Genomic DNA, 16,165 nt, shown 5'->3' with positions numbered 1-16,165 from the left:
ATGCTGGTTGCCGAACCCCATTCGCCTGACTTCAACAGCTACGCCAGCGTTATTGACCTGCGCACGTTCGCGGCGGGGCGCGGATATGCCGTTCCTTCGGATGATGGCGAATGTAGCCAGATGCTGATGCAGGCAATGGACTATCTGGAAGGCAAGACATGGCGCGGCGAGCGCTCCAGTGCATCACAGCCGCTATCGTGGCCGCGTGCGGGCGTGCGCTTCGACGGCGTTGACCTGCCAGATGACACCATCCCACAGCGCCTGGTTGATGCGCAGTGCCGCCTGGCTCTCGAATCGCAGGAGATTGAACTCACGCCGTCGGTCGCTGGTGGCGGTGCGGTATCCGCGAAAAAAACTGAGGCAGGTCGCCGCAGCGTTGTACACGCCAGGACCGACTCTCGCGGAGTTAGCCGCTTTTGGTTTGACGCCTGAGGACGTGGAGGAAGAGGTGGGGATCCTGCCGTCGGTATGGAAATCATTCACCATCTTCTCTGCACTGGCGACTCAATGGCGCGTTGGCGCGGGCGGGGCGACCGGCCTTGATTACAACGTTCTCCCCTGGGTATTTGGGTTACACGGGGTTGATGATGCGGCGGCCTGCATGGCTGACCTTCAGATTATGGAAAGCGAGGCTCTCAAAGTAATGCACAAGGAGACGAAATAATGACAGACCAGATCGCCTCGATTACTTTGCGGGCCGATGTTTCTGACCTGAAAACTGCCAGCAATGAGCTGGATAAACTCGGTGAAGCCGCGGCTGGTGCCGTCGGCAAAGCTGATGACCTTAACAGCGTTTTCCGCGCTGGTGCTGAGTCTGCAAAGCAGGGCAGCGAAGGTATCAAGGAGCAACAGGCTGCGCTGAAAGGCCTGCTTGAGAATATCGATCCGGTAAACAAAGCGCTGAACCGGCTGGACGAACAACAAGCCGCGCTGCGTAACTTCCAGACCAAAGGCTTTCTGGATACCGATGATTTTCAGCACTACAAAAAAATCCTGGACGATACCCGGCTTAAGCTGACGGATACCGGCGAAGCAGCGGCGCGTGCCCAGGCAGAACTTGCGGCCACTCAGGCGGCAGAGAAGCAATCAGCCGCGCTGAAAAACCTGCTGGGGTCAATCGACCCGACGATCCGCGCATTCAACTCGCTGGACGAGCAGCATGCGCAGCTGGTGGCACACTTCGAAGCGGGGCGCATTAACGGCACCCAGTTCGAACATTTCAACACTATCCTCAACCAGACGCGTGAACGGCTCTCTGGCGTGGCTGACGTGCTGCCTGATGCGCTATCCCGACAGGAGGCCGCTGCACGCCGCGCTGGAATTTCTGTGGGGCAGTACAGTGCTGCACTGCGCACGCTCCCGGCGCAGTTCACCGATATTGCTACTCAACTGGCAGGTGGACAATCCCCATTCCTGATCCTGCTACAGCAGGGTGGGCAGATTAAGGATTCCTTCGGGGGCCTCGGTCCAATGCTCCAGGCTCTGAGGGATGCATTATTTGGCTTTAACGAAGAAAGCAGAGAGACCGCTGAATCGGCAACAAACATCAGTGATGCTGCTGAAGGTCTTAATAACACGAGTGAGGCAGCGGAGAAATTGGGGCGGGCGGGTGGTCTGCTAAATACATTTAACCTTGCTATTGCGGGTTCTTTAGCTGTTCTGGCTGTTCTGGCGGGAGCTGCTTATAGCTCATCCCAGCAGTTCGACAATGTTGCCAGATCGCTCATTTTGATGGGGGGGGCTGGCTTCTCATCAATGCAGCAATTGAATGACGCGGCAAAAGATGTTGCAGAAAATGCTGGCGCGTCCCTGGCTGATTCTGTTGATACCCTGGTACAACTTAATGACACCGGGAAGTATACCGCCGACCAGATGACTAAAATCGCCAAATCCATTATGGCTATGGGGGATGCTGGCCTCGATACGAAGGCTGCGCTGGCGGATTTTTCACGGCTGGCAAGCGATCCCATTGAGGCGCTGGCAAGCCTTAATCAGCAATATGGCTTTGTTGATGAAGCTATGATGAAGCACATCATCACCCTTGAAAAAACTAAGGGCAAAACAGCAGCTGCAAACGAAGCGATAACGTTGTTTGCCAGCACCATGGAGGACCGTAGCAATAAAATTGTTGAGGCCACCGATAATATCGGGCAAGCGTGGAACGGACTAAAGGCTTTTTCTTCCGATGTTTTCGGCCAAATCGGGGTTACAGTTCGAGCCTGGGGTAATCAGGTTATCGAGGTATTTAAGCTGTTGGGTACCTCGTTTGAAGCTTTATTCGTGAAAATGAAAGAACTCTCCCTGGGGATTATGGGGGGGATGATTACCGGCTTCACAGAGATTGCAAACAAACTCCCTGGTGGGGAGTCCCTCATAAAAGGCATGGGGTTTAACGGTCTGGCTGAAAGTGTTGCTAAAAACCGTGAAGCCGCTAACAAAGAGTATGCCCAGCTTACCGCCGACTATAACAAGCATTTTTCAAACTTGAGTAAATCCCAGCGCGAGTGGGAAGAGGAGGCCAAGAACGGTCCTGGCGGCGGGGTAAAAGGCACCGGTTCTGTTGATAAGCAAACTAAGGATGCTGTATCGAAACTCGCCCAAGGTTCAGCAAGGAAAATTCAGGAAGCCAGGGCCACTCTGGACGCTGGCGATCGCACCCTGGAGAACTACCGCGCCCAAGCCCGAAACCTAACTGAAACGCTCGAAACCCTGCGTCAGACCGGCGATCTTCACGCCAAAAACACCGAATTCAGCAAACAGCAATCGCATTTTGCCGAATTAGACGAGGCCGCCAAAACCCGCGCGCTGACTGCGCAGGAGAAATCCCTTCTCTCGAGTCGTGAAGCCATCCTCAACGCCGCTAAAGTTGTGGATCAGAAAAACAAGGAAGTTGAGGCCCAGCAGAAGATTAATGGCCTGGCGCAGCAGGCAAACAAATACGTAACCCAGATGGCAGAGAAGACGGCAGCCCTTCGAAGCGGGTCCGGCCTGAACAGCCGAATGGCTCAGAGGATGAATGAGGAGGCGCAGCTCCGACAGGGGTGGTTAAATGGTGGTGGCAAGCTTGAAGATGCTGGTTATGAAAAAGAACTGGCAGCGCTTCGGAAGTATTACGCTGAAGAGGATAAGCTGCGCGGCGACTGGAAAGCTGGTGCTGTAAGCGGCTGGAATGAGTATCTGGACGCCGCCACGAATACCTACGATGCCGTGAAGAATGTTGCCAGTTCCACGTTGACAGGCCTGAGCGACATGCTTACCGAGCTTATGACAACCGGCAAAGCATCGGTTAAAGAGTTCGGTAAGTCGATGCTTAAGATGATCCTGAACGTGACGAACCGCCTCATGGTTGCCTACGCAGTGCAGGCGGCAATGGGGTGGATCAGTGGTGGTTCTGGAGCTTCGGCTGGTGCAGGGCAATCATTCGCTGTTCCGTCATTCACCCCGAATGCAAAAGGCGGAGTCTATGAGTCTCCGGGCCTAAGTAAGTACGTGAATGGCGTCTATGATACACCTCAATACTTCGCGTTCCAGGGAGCCTCGAAGTTTGCCAAGGGCGGTGTCTTTGCTGAGGCCGGTGCTGAGGCGATTATGCCGCTAACGCGTGATTCCGCTGGCCGACTTGGTGTCAGGGCGCAGGGAGGAGGCGGTGCCCAGCCGCAGGTCAACATAGATATTTATGTCGATAATAAGGGCAATGCAACATCAAACACATCTGGAGACGGAAGCGCTGCAGCACGGGCGTTAGGGAAGGAAATAGAATCTAAGGTGACGGAGATCCTTGCGAGGGCTGCTCGAAGCGATGGCCTGCTTGGTAGACAGTTCCAGTCCAAATAAGCACCGTCTTAAATTCTGAGATGGCAATATCACCCGTACCTGGTTACACCGATGCTTCCCCTGGTTATTATGCTCGAAACCATACTAATCAGGGGATGATAATGAAAAAGGTCTTCACGACTGTGGTGTTAGCAATGGCTCTTTCTGCGTGCGCTGGTAATGGCCCAGGCAATAACGTGCAAAAACAAGCCAAGTATGATGAGCTGTCAAAATGCGATCTGGACTTAGAATTTCCCTCTCAGGCGCCAAAAAATAAAATGGAATTTGCTGAGTATCTTTCAACTCAGGCACGTAACGCATCTGCGGATCAGTTCGTAATTCAAAAGCGGATAGAAATCCTTCAAATGGTTGGGTGGAATGATTCTGTTGCCGATGCAATAGCTACTTGCGGTGTCAAAAGAAAAGACAAACGTAAGGAGTATGCCTCAGGAGTGTTTGAGGCGATGAAGTCAGCTACTACAGGTGCTGATGAAAAGCATGCTCTTATCAATGCCTACAGCTCCTGGGAAGCATATGTGACCAGCCAAACATCTCTCGCCAAACAGGATTTCAATGCCAAGGTGAGTTACTACAAAAATATGTGATTATGCTGATATTTTGACACCAAGCCCCGCCCGGGGCTTTCATGACAGCCCACTCATGTGGGCTACATGTTCTTGCAACCATGCCCAATCACACATGACTGTCTGATTGTAGTAATGCGTTCAGCTGCTTTTTCAATTATGTAATCCTGCGCCAAACCAGCGCAAATTGTGACAATCAACACGATTAGCCAAACCCGGTTCATTTGATCCTCTAAACAAATATGAAGCGATGGTGCAGGGCCGCTCTGTGGCGGATGCCTGTTATTTTATAAGCATGCCCAAACTGGCAGTCGTAACTGTTTGAACGAGCGTTTTCAGGGCTTCTGTTGATAGACCGCCTAAAGCTGCTTTCGCTTTTTCCTTATCAGTATCGTTTAGATTAGATATGGCAATAAGGTCTTCCAGCACTATGACAGCGTCACGGTGGAACTTGATAGTATGCACGTTAAGTATGGAACCCAAACCGCCGTCATCTCTTATGAAATCAATACCTTTACTGGTAATTTTCAAGCTTTCTAGTTGAACTGAAATTTTACCTGACAGATCTTTTAGGAAAAGACATTCAAGTAGTTCGTGTTCATACAGATAATAGAGATTCGCCACCAGGTTATCTAAGTTTCCAAAGGACTGCAAATAATGAGACTTTCGCTCTTGCGTGATCCCATAAGGTGCCCGGTTATAGAGTTCCTGTAATAGTTCGTGCTGAGCAGTTCGATTGTATTTATCCATTGATGATTCCTAGTAATGATGTCTGTAGTAATTATTACAAGGGCATTATTTGAACATGTAAATTTTCTTTTAAGATTAACTACTGCGTTCTGTAACGATACCTTATTTACTGTACGGATGTAGTCTGGAATTATTTTTTATCTTTCGATCCCAGCTCCGGCTGGGTTTTTTTATGGAGTAAACATGGCCATTGAGACTTACAGCTGGCGCTCGCAGCTCGGCGCTGGCCCCATTGAATATGGAAAGACGGTGCGTGCGGCGCAGTTTGGCGATGGCTATGAGCAGGTTGCCGAGAACGGCATCAACTCCACCGCGATCCAGGTGCCGATGAAACATACCGGCACTGAGACAGAGGTAAACGCAGTGCGCGATTTCCTCCTGGCTCACACCGTTAAGGCTTTCATCATCACGCCGCCGGGCGAAGAGAAGGGGCTGTATCGCGTTATCGCCGACTCTGTTCGCAAAAACCAACTGAACAGCAAATTCGCTGAGCTGACATTTACCATTAAGCGCGCCTATGGCGTTTTTGCCTGAGGTAGAACATGACAGCACTGATTGATACAGCGGCGAAGCTGGCGCCAGGTGGCAGGGTCCGCCTGGTCGAAGTGGATGCCTCAGAGTTCAGCGGCGGGATCCATCGCTTTCACTACAGCCCGTTTCCCCACACGCCAGCCGAGATTGACGCGGCGAACGGCGACGAGGCCAGGCTGGGGCCGAAGCCCATCATCTGGGATGGCAACGCCTACGAGTTCTGGCCTTTCCAGGTCACCGACCTGGCGCTTTCAACCGATCAGGCCGCCGAGCCAAAGCTCAGCGTTTCTAATCTGGACGGCCATATCACTGCGCTGTGTCTCCAGTTTAAAGACATGGTGAATGCAAAGGTGAGCATCATCGACACCTACGCGGTTTACCTGGATGCGGTGAACTTCCCGGGCGGTGTTAATCCGACAGCAGACCCGACGATGTTCTCCCTTCAGACCTTCTGGCTGGATACCAAAACCTCTGAAGATGACGAGGTGGTGTCCTGGTCGCTCAGTAGCCCGGCAGACCTGCAGAACCTGGTCATACCAACCCGGCAGATCACCTCGCTCTGCGAATGGGCACTGCGCGGACAATATCGCAGCGGTGACGGCTGCACCTACAACGGCACGGCATATTTCGATGCGAAGGGTAATGCGGTAGCGGACCCGGCGTTTGATGTATGCGGGGGTTGCCTCAGTGACTGCCGCAAGCGTTTCGGCGCCGGGCTGGCAGAACCGAACACTGCCGTTCTTGATTTCGGCGGCTACCCGGCGACAGTTCTCTTCTCCCGATAACCGGATAAACTCATGAACAAAACCATTATGACGGCGATCCGGGCGCATGCGCTGGAGGAATCCCCACGCGAGTGCTGCGGCTTCGTCATTCAGTCAGGACGGCGCCAGCGCTATATCCCGGTGCCGAACAGCCACGAAAATCCAACAGAGCATTTTCGAATTGACGGTGAACACTGGGCGAACGCCGAGGACGCCGGGACCATTGTCCGCGTCATTCACTCCCACCCGGGCGATGGCGCACGGCCTATCCCCTCTGACCTTGATCGCCAGCAGTGCAACAACTCTGATGTGGTCTGGGGCATTTACGCGCCGGACTGCGATGAATACGCAGAGATATCACCAGATGCCATCCCGCTGATTGGCCGCCCGTTCCTCCTTGGTTCGCTCGACTGCTGGGGGCTGGTCATGGACTGGCACACCACCCAAGGCGTCACGCTGAACGATTTCCGCGTAGATTATCCGTGGTGGGAAAGCCAGTACCCGGACAACCTCTATTTCGATAACTGGGAGCTCGAGGGGTTTGTCGAATGCGACCCCGCGCCCGGGTGCATGGTCATCATGCAGGTCGAGTCGGACAAGTGGAACCACGCGGGGATCATCACCGAAGACGGCGAACTGCTGCACCATCTGTACGGCCAGCCATCCTGTATCACGCCTTATGCCCGTGGATATTTTAAAGACCGGACGATGATCTGCGTTCGGCACAAAGACCTGCCGCAGGAGATTAAGCCATGGCGCGCTTAACCACGATTCGATTGTATGGCGCGCTGGGTGCCCGGTTTGGCCGCGTTCACCGGCTGGCGGTGCAGACGTCAGCGGAAGCGGTAAAGGCGCTGTGCATCAACCTGGACGGGCTGGAAAGCTTTCTCATGAATGCAAAAAAAAACGGCATGACCTTCGCAGTGTTTCGTGGCAAACGCAACATCGGCGCACAGGATTTTAAGGAGCTGGGCGGTGACAGTGATATCCGCATCGCGCCTGTGATGGAAGGGGCGAAAAAGGCGGGTATGTTCCAGACGATCCTTGGCGCAGTGATGGTGGTGGCGGGCATCGTAGTGTCTGGCCTCTCTGCTGGCTGGGCCAGTCCGGTCGGTGGCGCCATGATTTCTGCTGGTATCGGCATGGCTGCAGGCGGTATCTATCAGATGCTCTCGCCGCAGCCCAAAGGCCTTCAGGGGCGCGATGACCCTGACAATAAGCCCAGCTATGCCTTCGGCGGCGCAGTGAACACCCTGGCGATGGGCAACCCGGTCGCGCTGCTGTATGGCGAGCGCGAAATTGGCGGCGCCATAATCAGTGCGGGGATCGTGGCCGAGGACATCTGAGAATTTCTTACTCTTCAATTAGCACCCAATCGGGTGCTTTTTTTATGGATGCAATATGGCAACGATTACTGGTGCAAAAGGCGGCAGTCAGAAGCAGCACACGCCTGTTGAACAACCCGATTCCGCGCAGTCGATGGCGCGCTGCCGTATGCTGCTGGCGCTCGGTGAAGGCGAGTTTGCTGGTGGACTGGATGCTACCCGGATCTTCCTTGACGGCACGCCGCTGGGCAACGCCGACGGCTCGATGAACTTCGAGAATGTTTCCTGGGACTTTCGGCCGGGCACGCAGACGCAGTCGCCGATCCCCGGGTTCCCCGCCGTGGAGAACGAGACCAGCATTGGCGTGTCGCTGACGAAGGCCACTCCCTGGACCCGCGCCATCAGCAATACCCAGATTGATGCTGTGCTGGTGCGTATCGGCATTACCGGTCTGCAGCAGCAGGAGAATGATGGCGATATCGTCGGCACTTCCGTCACCTATCACATCGACGTGGCGGTAGATGGCGGGGCATACAGCACCGTGCTCACCAAAACCGTAACCGAAAAGCTCAGCTCACTGTACGAGCTGACCCACCGCATCAATCTGCCGAAGGCAAACACCGGCTGGCAGATCCGCGTGGTTCGCAATACCGCCGACAGCACCAGCCAGATGCTACAGAACAAAACGCAGGTGCAGGCCATCACAGAGGTGATCGACGCGCGCCTGCGCTATCCGCATACCGCGCTGCTGTATGTGTCGTTCAACGCAAAATCCTTCAACAACATCCCGAAGATATCCTGCAAGCCGAAAGGGCGGATTATCCGCATCCCGCAGAACTATGATCCGGTTAGCCGGGTTTATAACGGCACCTGGGATGGGACATTCAAATGGGGCTGGTCGAATAACCCGGCGTGGATCTGGTTCGATGTACTCACGGAGCCGCGCTTTGGCCTGGGTCGTCGGGTAACGGCAGCCATGCTGGATAAGTGGGAGCTGTACCGCATAGCCCAGCGCTGTGACCAGAAGGTGCCGGACGGTAAGGGCGGCACCGGTACCGAGCCGCGCTTCCTGTTTGATGTCTATATCCAGTCGCAGGCCGATGCCTGGCAGGTGATTAAGGATATCGCCGCTGGCTTCAACGGTATGACATTCTGGGGCAACAACATGTTCAATGTTGTCTCGGACATGCCAGCGGACACGACGAAGCTACAGATCCTCACTCGCGCCTCGGTCGTCGGAAAGCCGAACTATTCCAGCGGCAGCGAGAAGAACCGCTACAGTTCGGCGCTAATTAACTTCAGCGACCCGGACAACCACTATCAGGATCGCACCACTGCGGTGATGTTTCCTGACCTGGTTAAGCAGTTCAAATTCAAGCAGACGCAGCTGACTGCCATTGGCTGTACGCGTGAGAGTGAGGCGCAGCGTCGCGGCGGCTGGGCGGTGTACTCCAACTATCTTGATCGCCTGATCACGCTGCAAACCGGGCTGGATGGCTTTGCCTATGTTCCCGGCACCGTGTTCGCTTTTGCGGATGAACGCTTTTCCGGGCGAGTGTATGGTGGGCGCGTTGTGAGTTACAACGCCGGGCTTAAAGCCGTTACAACCGATCGCGGGACCAGCGCCGTTCCGGGCGACACGCTGATGATCCGCACACAGGGCGGCATTGTGGAAAACCGGGTCATTCAGGCGGTCAACGGCACGCAGTTAATCGTGGCCACGGCGTTTTCCTCTGCGCCAGCGCCGGATGCCGTTTTCGTTATCGATGCCGGACAGCTGCGCCTGCAGTATTTCCGTGTGATGAACCTGACGTTCAATGACGAGGAGAACACCTACACCATTACGGGTGCGGAATACAACGCCTCGAAATATGACGCTGTCGATAACAATGCGCGCCTGGACATCCCGCCGATCAGCCTGATTCCTACTGGTGTTGTCTCTCAGCCCGGAAACGTCGTGGTATCAAGCTACGACTCAGTGAGACAGGGGCAGCGCATTGCCACGCTGACGGCCTCCTGGGATGCTCCGCTGGATAAAGCAGGGAAACCGCAGGCAGACGTGATCGCCTACCAGGCACAGTGGCGAAGGGGTGACAGCGAGTGGGTTAACGTTCCGCAAACCGGGCTTCGCAATATCGAAGTGCCGGGGATCTACGAAGGTGATTACCTGGTGCGTGTCAGGGCGATTAACGCTGGCGGCGCATCCAGCCTGTGGGCCACCTCAGTGCTGACGCATCTCAAGGGCCGGGCCGGTGATGTGCCAAAGCCCGCCAATTTCCGTACCACGCCGTTGCTCTGGGGCGTACAGCTGGACTGGGATTTCCCGGCTGGTACCGGCGATACCTTACAGACGGAGATCCAGTATTCCACTGCATCGTCCGGCACAAATCCGCTTCTGCTGGCCGGGGTTCCCTATCCGCAGCATGTTTATCAGCAACTGGGCCTGAAAGCCGGAGTAGGATTCTGGTACCGCGCGCGGCTTGTCGATCGCACCGGCAATAAGTCGGCATGGACTGACTTCATTCAGGGCAGCAGCAGCTCGGTAGCAGCTGATTACCTGGTGGATATCGACAACCAGATCAAACAGACAGACGCGTATAAGGAACTCACCTCGGATATCGCCGATCTCAGCGACGATATTCAGTCAGCGCGCGACGACATCAGCAAAGTCACGACAGAGTCGGCGGCAACCAAAGCAGGCCTGGCACAGGAGGTAACGGACCGTAAGAAAGCCATCACCGACGAGGCTGCGGCGCGAGGCCAGGCGCTGCTGACCGAGAAGAACGAGCGCGTCGCGGATATCAGTAACGTCAATCAGACGATCCAGACCACTACCGAGTCACTGGCGCAGCAGATTGGGCAGATTTCTGCTGGCACCGGCTCGCAGTTCGACCCGGCAAAAATCTGGTACTTCGATTCGACAGTGGAGGGCTGGACCGGGAACGGGACCCCGACCATCGTTGACGGCTGGATACGCCCGGCGAACCATGCCACCGATCCGTGGGTGCAGTCTCCCGGTTCACTGGGTGTTAACTCTTCGTCCTATCGCTTCGTTAAATTGCGTATCAGGAAGTTCGGGGCGCCGGGCTGGGCGGGGCAGCTGCGGTGGCGTGGTACCGGTGGCTTCAACGACACCAACATGCTCAATGTCGCCGAGCCTGCATACGACGCGAACGGGATCGCCACGCTGGAGTTCGACAATATCCCCTGGCTGACTGAAACCACGATGAATCAGTTCAGGCTGGATCTGTCCACTAAGCAGGATGCGACGAATTACTTTCTGATTGACTGGGTGGCGCTCGGACGGCCTACTCCCGGCGCGGGTATGGCTGCGCTGCAGCAGGAAACGACAGCACGTGTTGCTGGCGACCAGGCGGAAGCCACAGCGCGCGAGACGCTGGCGGCGCAGATCCGGGGCGGTTATACCGGTGATGACCCGTCGAAGCTGGCCTCGGGCTTGCTCTACACGGAACGCCAGGCGCGCATCACGGCGCAGGAAGCGGAGGTGACAGCCAGGACGGCGCTGGAAGCGACCGTTAACGCCAACAAAGCCAGCGTGACGCAGGAGCTGGCAACGCTGACGACTGAGCAGGAGGCGCAGGCCACCACGCTGTCGGGCCTGCAGACCACCGTCGGGAAAAATACCGGCGATATCACGCGCATCGATAAAGCCGTCGCTGATAACAACAAAGCGCAGACTACCGCGCTGGCTGCGGTCAAGGCTACCACCGACCAGAACACGGCTGACATCAGCACGGAAACCACGGCCCGCACGGATGCAGACAGTGCGCTGGGGCGTCGTATCGACAGCCTGAAAGTGGATGTGGACGGTAACACTGCCAGCCGCGACGCCGGCATTGTCGGTAGTGTCAGTAACGCGCTCGCCAACTTCATGGCGTTCTCTGATCAGCGCGTCACGTTTGCCGTTGGCGAAACGAAAACGATGGCCGAGATCACCGAGACCCGTAAGACCGCCGCGGATGCCACAAGCGCTGTAGCCGAACAGGTCACAAACCTTAAGGCCACGGTTGAGCAAAACGGCCAGACCAACGCCGCCGCCATCACGCGCATTGATAAAGCCGTTACGGATCTGGGGAGCGCTACCGCGACCAGCATTGAGCAGGTCACAGCGTCTATTGGGCAAACAAATGCCAATGTCCAGACGACCAGCCAGGCTGTTGCTGACATCAACGGCAAGCTCTCCGCGCAATGGGGCGTTAAAGTCCAGGTGGAAGCGAACGGTGTCAAACGCATCGCGGGTATTCAGCTGGGCATTGACGGTACAGGGGCCTCAAATTTCCTGATTTCTGCCGATACGTTCGCGGTTTATAACCCGACGACGAACGGGCAGGAGCTGGTGTTTGCTTCGACCGGCGGCCAGATGTTCATGCGTTCGGTGTTCATCCAGGACGGTTCTATCGACAACGGCAAGATCGGGAATTACATCCAGTCCAGCAACTGGGACGGGACCGGCAATGTCGGCTGGCATATCAATAAATCCGGGTATGCCACGTTTAACGGCGTGACCGTTCGCGGGACGATTTATGCCACCGACGGGAGTTTTAGAGGCAGAGTTGAGGCGACCAGCGGGAGCTTCAAGGGCACGGTTGAAGCGACATCTTTCATTGGAGATGTCGCCAACACAGGGGTGTACCCCGACTCCAGCAACCGGTCGAACAATGCTGTTTCTACCAGTGTAGCCATGACGTATACCGACTCCAGCAATAGCGTGCTGAATAAAAACGCCGTCGTAGAGTCATTGATATATGTGCGGGGGATTACAGGTGCGGTTACGTCCACCGTTCAGGTAACTATCGCGGGTAACGTCCGTACGTTCACTTATGACGTTCCTGTAGGTGGGCTATGGTTCACCGCACGGCACGCGGCGACCGGGATGGGCGGGCAACGTATTGACGCCAGCATTGTCGTTTCTTCCAGTAATGCAACCGTGGCAATTTATGCACCAACTATCACTGTGACCCGCGGTACCGGCTCCTTCTCCTGATCCCCATAACCTCAGACCATCCAACCCAGCTCCGGCTGGGTTTTTCATTTTAAGGACAACACGATGGCCACACTTGATGACGATTTGGCGAAAGCCGTATCTGAAGGATTTCGCCTGGCGCAAACCAGTATCATCAACCAGGATCTCATTTTATCGGGCACCGGTGATGTCACCGTAACTCTGGCAGACGAATCCAAAAAGACGGGGCCCAGCTGGACAAAGCTGATCGCCCAGGCGGGTGCGGCAGGTGCCAGCGCCGCTGCTGCCAAAACCTCAGAGACGAATGCAAAAACCTCTGAGACCAACGCGAACTCGTCTAAGACCGCTGCGGCAAGCAGCGCTTCAGCAGCCAAGACCAGCGAAACGAATGCCAAAACCTCTGAGACGAACGCAAAAACGTCTGAGACGAATGCCAAAACGTCGGAGACCAACGCAGCCGCCAGCGCCAGCAGTGCCGCAACATCACTTGCGGCCGCACAGCTGCTGACGTCTGTACCCTATGAGGAAGCCCCATTCCCTGACGTCTGGTTGCCGCTGAATGATGACCTCCGGCTGCTGGCTGGATTTGCGCCTTACGACCGGCTGAATATTTCCGGGCAGGTACTGGAGCTGACGACAAAATCAGCGACACTTACCCGCTCTACGACGGCAACGTATATCGACAAATCCGGCGTATTGCAGACCGCTGATATTAACGAGCCGCGTTTTGAACGCGACGGATTGTTAATGGAGGGGCAGAGCACTAACTATTTCCTGAACAGTGACGACCCGACCAAGTGGGCAGGCAAGGCCGCTTCGCTAACCGCCACGGCAATAAAAGACGGCACAACGCAGGCGGCAACCATGAAGGGCGTTTGCAATAATGCAGTAAACAACCTTTTAATTGTTCAGAGTAGCGCCGTGACACTGGCCGATGGGGATAATTTTACCGTATCCGCTCGATTCAAAGGTAATTACGGGCGGTTCAGGTTCCGCATTGTGAAAGACTCCACCTTCTTTGGGGAGGCTCGTTTTATCTTTAGCACAGGGGCGACAGCTGGATCGTCTGGTGGACTGACCGTAACAACGAAGACAGGGAGTGATGGCTACACCCTCGCCACTGCGACGCTCAAAGGCGCGGCAGCAGGAGCCTATATAGCCCAGATTTACGCTATGCCAGAAGATAGCGATGCAAATAATATCCCTGTAGGAACCGAGTTCTATATCCAAACCATTCAGTTTGAAAAAAATGCCGTACCTACAAGCTACATTCCGACCGGCTCGGCGGCTGTAACGAGGGGCGGGGATCAGCTCAATTTGCAGTCGCAAGGGAATTCCGGCTATGGCGTGGTAGGGGATATATTCGCACGTACCGTCGCGGTTGAGTTTACTGTAGATCAGTTCGTAGTACCTACGACCGGGCCAGGTTATGTGGACTTTTTGGCAAATGTGGGCGCGCGTAACGATATTATTATTAGAGGAATTGCGAATCAGTTAATTTCTTATAGGGGATCAGGTGGAATAGCTGTTCCAAATATAACTTACCCATTCAATAAGAAAACATATGTTCAAACAATTGATGTAGCCAATGACAATACAGTCTCCGGTTACTTCGACGGCGAAAGCGCAACGCGAACCGGGCAAGCTCCTACCGGCCCAACATATTCGGGAACATCCATCAGATTTAATAGCAACTCTTTCGCGGTCTACCACATCCGCAACTTCCGTATCTGGCATCGCCTGTTAACTCCCAACCAAATTAATGGACTCCGCTAATGAGAGACTTATATCTGCGTTTTAATGACGCCGACGAAATGCGCACGCAGTTAATCGCGGCGGGGTTTGTGGATGATGAGGGGCAGGGTGATTTATATCACCCCGATATCAACCTGGATATCGTTGGCGTTATCACTGTTCCTGCTGAAATTATCAATCCCGGTGAAGAAAACGAAATAATTAAGTACACCAACGAACCCGGCTATCACGTCAATTTGCGGGTCATGAATGACTCGCTCGATTTATTCGGGCTGAACAACTTTGTGGTTAAACCGAAAACACCGACTCGCGTCTGGGCGTAAGGAATTAAGTTATGGCAAACAGAATAGACACGGCTGAATTAAGCAGGGCCATTGCTGCCTGGACATCCACCATCAATGACGCGTCTCTGCCGGGGGTCGGGAGTACGGTTTATGGCGGATACATAAAGTCACAGTACACCGTAAATGGTGTTGAGAAGATATCCGCCCAACTCCAGATCGTGAAACGCATCGAATGGAACTACTCCATTGCCAGACTGGTGGTGTTGCAAAATGCAGGGGGTACTGACTCCGCGCAGAACAACTACTTCGACTTCATGTCCAACGGCAATGTGCAAATTCCGGGACGTTTGTATATGGGTGGTCCAGCCGTGAGTTCGTGGTGGAACTCAGCACAGGCACACTATGCCTCTTATTACGCGGAGACCGCCACGGATTCTCCGGGGAACGGGGCTATAGCTGGCCTTTCCTGGGGATATCAACATGGCGGTGGGTATAACCTCCGATCGATGTGGGGTAATGTTGGTAACGGGCTGAGTTCCTGGGCTAACACTGCACTAACACAGTTCGGAGATAGTGGGTCCAAGATACGGTACTGGTATTTCACCCCAGCCAACGGGGATTTAGTCACCTCGACAAGTGGCGATGGCGGCTTTGCTGGCAACTTCACCTATCAGAAGTCAGCTACCTCTGATGCCACTCTGAAGCACGATATCACCTATGACGACGGCCAGGCATCTTACGAGAACATCAGGAAGCTGAAACCCTGCACGTTCGTGTATAACGGGGATTACTTTGAACGGGCACGCCGGGGGATCATCGCTCAGGATGCTTTACGTGATATTGACCGTGAGTATGTGAAGTTAGTTCCTGCTGCGCCTGAGTTCGACGAGGACGGAAATCGTTGTGATAAAGATGACACCCTGGCGCTGGATAACAATGTCATCATGATGGATACGGCGCTGGCCCTGCACCATGCTATTGCCAAAATCGAAATGCTGACCACGCAGGTCACCCAGCTGCAGGCTGAGATTAACGCGCTGAAAGTGTAACGGCATCATAATGTTCAGCAGTAATTATCAATAGGCACAGCTGCCCATTTCTTCGCTGGTCGCTCACCTCTTACCTATCAACTAATACAGGTGTTGAAGTAAAAATTTCCTGACGCTGGTAACAGTTGAAAAATATGTTCTAAGATTCCTTAAGAGCAAACCTGAGAACATGGAGTTTCTTATGACGACAGCTATTCTGGCTGTTTTAACAGCGCTTATGATTCCTTCGGGGCTTATCCATATTTTGAGACAGTTAATCAATGCCTGGTGTGACCCGGAACGTCACTAGGGCAGTGCACCCTATCTCTGGAGCAGCTGAACAGCAA

Annotated in this window: 13 protein-coding genes; 12 read left to right on the top strand and 1 reads right to left on the bottom strand. The window is 54.5% G+C overall.

The genetic code is table 11. The annotated features are described in order from the left end of the window. The 4 genes from ACF8PE_RS01135 (at position 1) to ACF8PE_RS01120 (ending at position 4,418) form a co-directional block, all read left to right on the top strand. Complete coding sequence (locus ACF8PE_RS01135; protein ID WP_392494317.1) at positions 1 to 432, top strand: DnaT-like ssDNA-binding protein; 432 nt, start codon at positions 1 to 3, stop codon at positions 430 to 432. Continuing rightward, positions 422 to 664 carry a DUF1799 domain-containing protein gene (locus ACF8PE_RS01130; protein WP_392494315.1) on the top strand — a complete coding sequence of 81 codons (243 nt, stop codon included), beginning with the start codon at positions 422 to 424 and terminating at the stop codon, positions 662 to 664. The genes ACF8PE_RS01135 and ACF8PE_RS01130 overlap by 11 nt, the downstream gene beginning before the upstream one ends. Further along, entirely contained in the window at positions 664 to 3,834 is a 3,171-nt protein-coding gene (locus ACF8PE_RS01125; RefSeq protein ID WP_234548893.1) for a phage tail tape measure protein, read from the top strand. Before ACF8PE_RS01130 ends, ACF8PE_RS01125 begins: the two co-directional genes overlap by 1 nt. A gap of 101 nt (positions 3,835 to 3,935) precedes the next feature. After that, the gene (locus ACF8PE_RS01120) at positions 3,936 to 4,418 is read left to right on the top strand and encodes a hypothetical protein (protein WP_172747879.1); all 483 of its coding nucleotides are present in this window, start codon (positions 3,936 to 3,938) and stop codon (positions 4,416 to 4,418) included. 261 nt (positions 4,419 to 4,679) lie between these two features. Here the strand turns inward: ACF8PE_RS01120 and ACF8PE_RS01115 are convergent, their stop codons facing one another. After that, a complete protein-coding gene (locus ACF8PE_RS01115; RefSeq protein WP_234548892.1) occupies positions 4,680 to 5,147 on the bottom strand; it encodes a hypothetical protein in 468 nt (155 codons plus the stop codon). Positions 5,148 to 5,330: 183 nt separating this feature from the next. On the opposite strand from ACF8PE_RS01115, the gene ACF8PE_RS01110 reads away from it, so the two are divergent. From ACF8PE_RS01110 to ACF8PE_RS01075, 8 genes are all read left to right on the top strand, one after another. Further along, the gene (locus ACF8PE_RS01110) at positions 5,331 to 5,681 is read left to right on the top strand and encodes a phage tail protein (protein ID WP_234548891.1); all 351 of its coding nucleotides are present in this window, start codon (positions 5,331 to 5,333) and stop codon (positions 5,679 to 5,681) included. Between the two features lie 8 nt (positions 5,682 to 5,689). Further along, entirely contained in the window at positions 5,690 to 6,463 is a 774-nt protein-coding gene (locus ACF8PE_RS01105) for a phage minor tail protein L (RefSeq protein ID WP_234548890.1), read from the top strand. A 12-nt stretch (positions 6,464 to 6,475) separates the two neighbouring features. Continuing rightward, positions 6,476 to 7,207, top strand: coding sequence for a C40 family peptidase (locus ACF8PE_RS01100; RefSeq protein WP_234548889.1), 732 nt, complete (start codon positions 6,476 to 6,478; stop codon positions 7,205 to 7,207). Further along, positions 7,195 to 7,788 (top strand): tail assembly protein, encoded by a 594-nt coding sequence (locus tag ACF8PE_RS01095; protein WP_392494312.1) that lies wholly within the window; start codon positions 7,195 to 7,197, stop codon positions 7,786 to 7,788. Before ACF8PE_RS01100 ends, ACF8PE_RS01095 begins: the two co-directional genes overlap by 13 nt. Before the next feature lie 55 nt (positions 7,789 to 7,843). Further along, the gene (locus tag ACF8PE_RS01090) at positions 7,844 to 12,772 is read left to right on the top strand and encodes a DUF1983 domain-containing protein (protein ID WP_392494310.1); all 4,929 of its coding nucleotides are present in this window, start codon (positions 7,844 to 7,846) and stop codon (positions 12,770 to 12,772) included. 63 nt (positions 12,773 to 12,835) lie between these two features. Beyond that, positions 12,836 to 14,527 carry a hypothetical protein gene (locus tag ACF8PE_RS01085; RefSeq protein WP_392494309.1) on the top strand — a complete coding sequence of 564 codons (1,692 nt, stop codon included), beginning with the start codon at positions 12,836 to 12,838 and terminating at the stop codon, positions 14,525 to 14,527. Then, positions 14,527 to 14,829: a hypothetical protein gene (locus ACF8PE_RS01080; protein WP_392494307.1), complete on the top strand. Its 303-nt coding sequence runs from the start codon at positions 14,527 to 14,529 to the stop codon at positions 14,827 to 14,829. The genes ACF8PE_RS01085 and ACF8PE_RS01080 overlap by 1 nt, the downstream gene beginning before the upstream one ends. An 11-nt stretch (positions 14,830 to 14,840) precedes the next feature. After that, positions 14,841 to 15,839: a tail fiber domain-containing protein gene (locus tag ACF8PE_RS01075; RefSeq protein WP_279869605.1), complete on the top strand. Its 999-nt coding sequence runs from the start codon at positions 14,841 to 14,843 to the stop codon at positions 15,837 to 15,839. Positions 15,840 to 16,165: the final 326 nt, after the last annotated feature.

It is taken from the genome of Leclercia sp. GLN_9, from assembly GCF_043105735.1.
Lineage (GTDB): Bacteria > Pseudomonadota > Gammaproteobacteria > Enterobacterales > Enterobacteriaceae > Enterobacter > Enterobacter adecarboxylatus.
Note: the sequence above shows the minus strand (reverse complement) of the source record. Positions and strands in the feature narration are given on the sequence as shown.

Coding starts and splice junctions, on each gene's coding strand:
- ACF8PE_RS01135 (WP_392494317.1), top strand. CDS start 1: ATGCTGGTTGCCGAACCCCATTCGCCTGACTTCAACAGCTACGCCAGC.
- ACF8PE_RS01125 (WP_234548893.1), top strand. CDS start 664: ATGACAGACCAGATCGCCTCGATTACTTTGCGGGCCGATGTTTCTGAC.
- ACF8PE_RS01120 (WP_172747879.1), top strand. CDS start 3,936: ATGAAAAAGGTCTTCACGACTGTGGTGTTAGCAATGGCTCTTTCTGCG.
- ACF8PE_RS01115 (WP_234548892.1), bottom strand. CDS start 5,147: ATGGATAAATACAATCGAACTGCTCAGCACGAACTATTACAGGAACTC.
- ACF8PE_RS01110 (WP_234548891.1), top strand. CDS start 5,331: ATGGCCATTGAGACTTACAGCTGGCGCTCGCAGCTCGGCGCTGGCCCC.
- ACF8PE_RS01105 (WP_234548890.1), top strand. CDS start 5,690: ATGACAGCACTGATTGATACAGCGGCGAAGCTGGCGCCAGGTGGCAGG.
- ACF8PE_RS01100 (WP_234548889.1), top strand. CDS start 6,476: ATGAACAAAACCATTATGACGGCGATCCGGGCGCATGCGCTGGAGGAA.
- ACF8PE_RS01095 (WP_392494312.1), top strand. CDS start 7,195: ATGGCGCGCTTAACCACGATTCGATTGTATGGCGCGCTGGGTGCCCGG.
- ACF8PE_RS01090 (WP_392494310.1), top strand. CDS start 7,844: ATGGCAACGATTACTGGTGCAAAAGGCGGCAGTCAGAAGCAGCACACG.
- ACF8PE_RS01085 (WP_392494309.1), top strand. CDS start 12,836: ATGGCCACACTTGATGACGATTTGGCGAAAGCCGTATCTGAAGGATTT.
- ACF8PE_RS01080 (WP_392494307.1), top strand. CDS start 14,527: ATGAGAGACTTATATCTGCGTTTTAATGACGCCGACGAAATGCGCACG.
- ACF8PE_RS01075 (WP_279869605.1), top strand. CDS start 14,841: ATGGCAAACAGAATAGACACGGCTGAATTAAGCAGGGCCATTGCTGCC.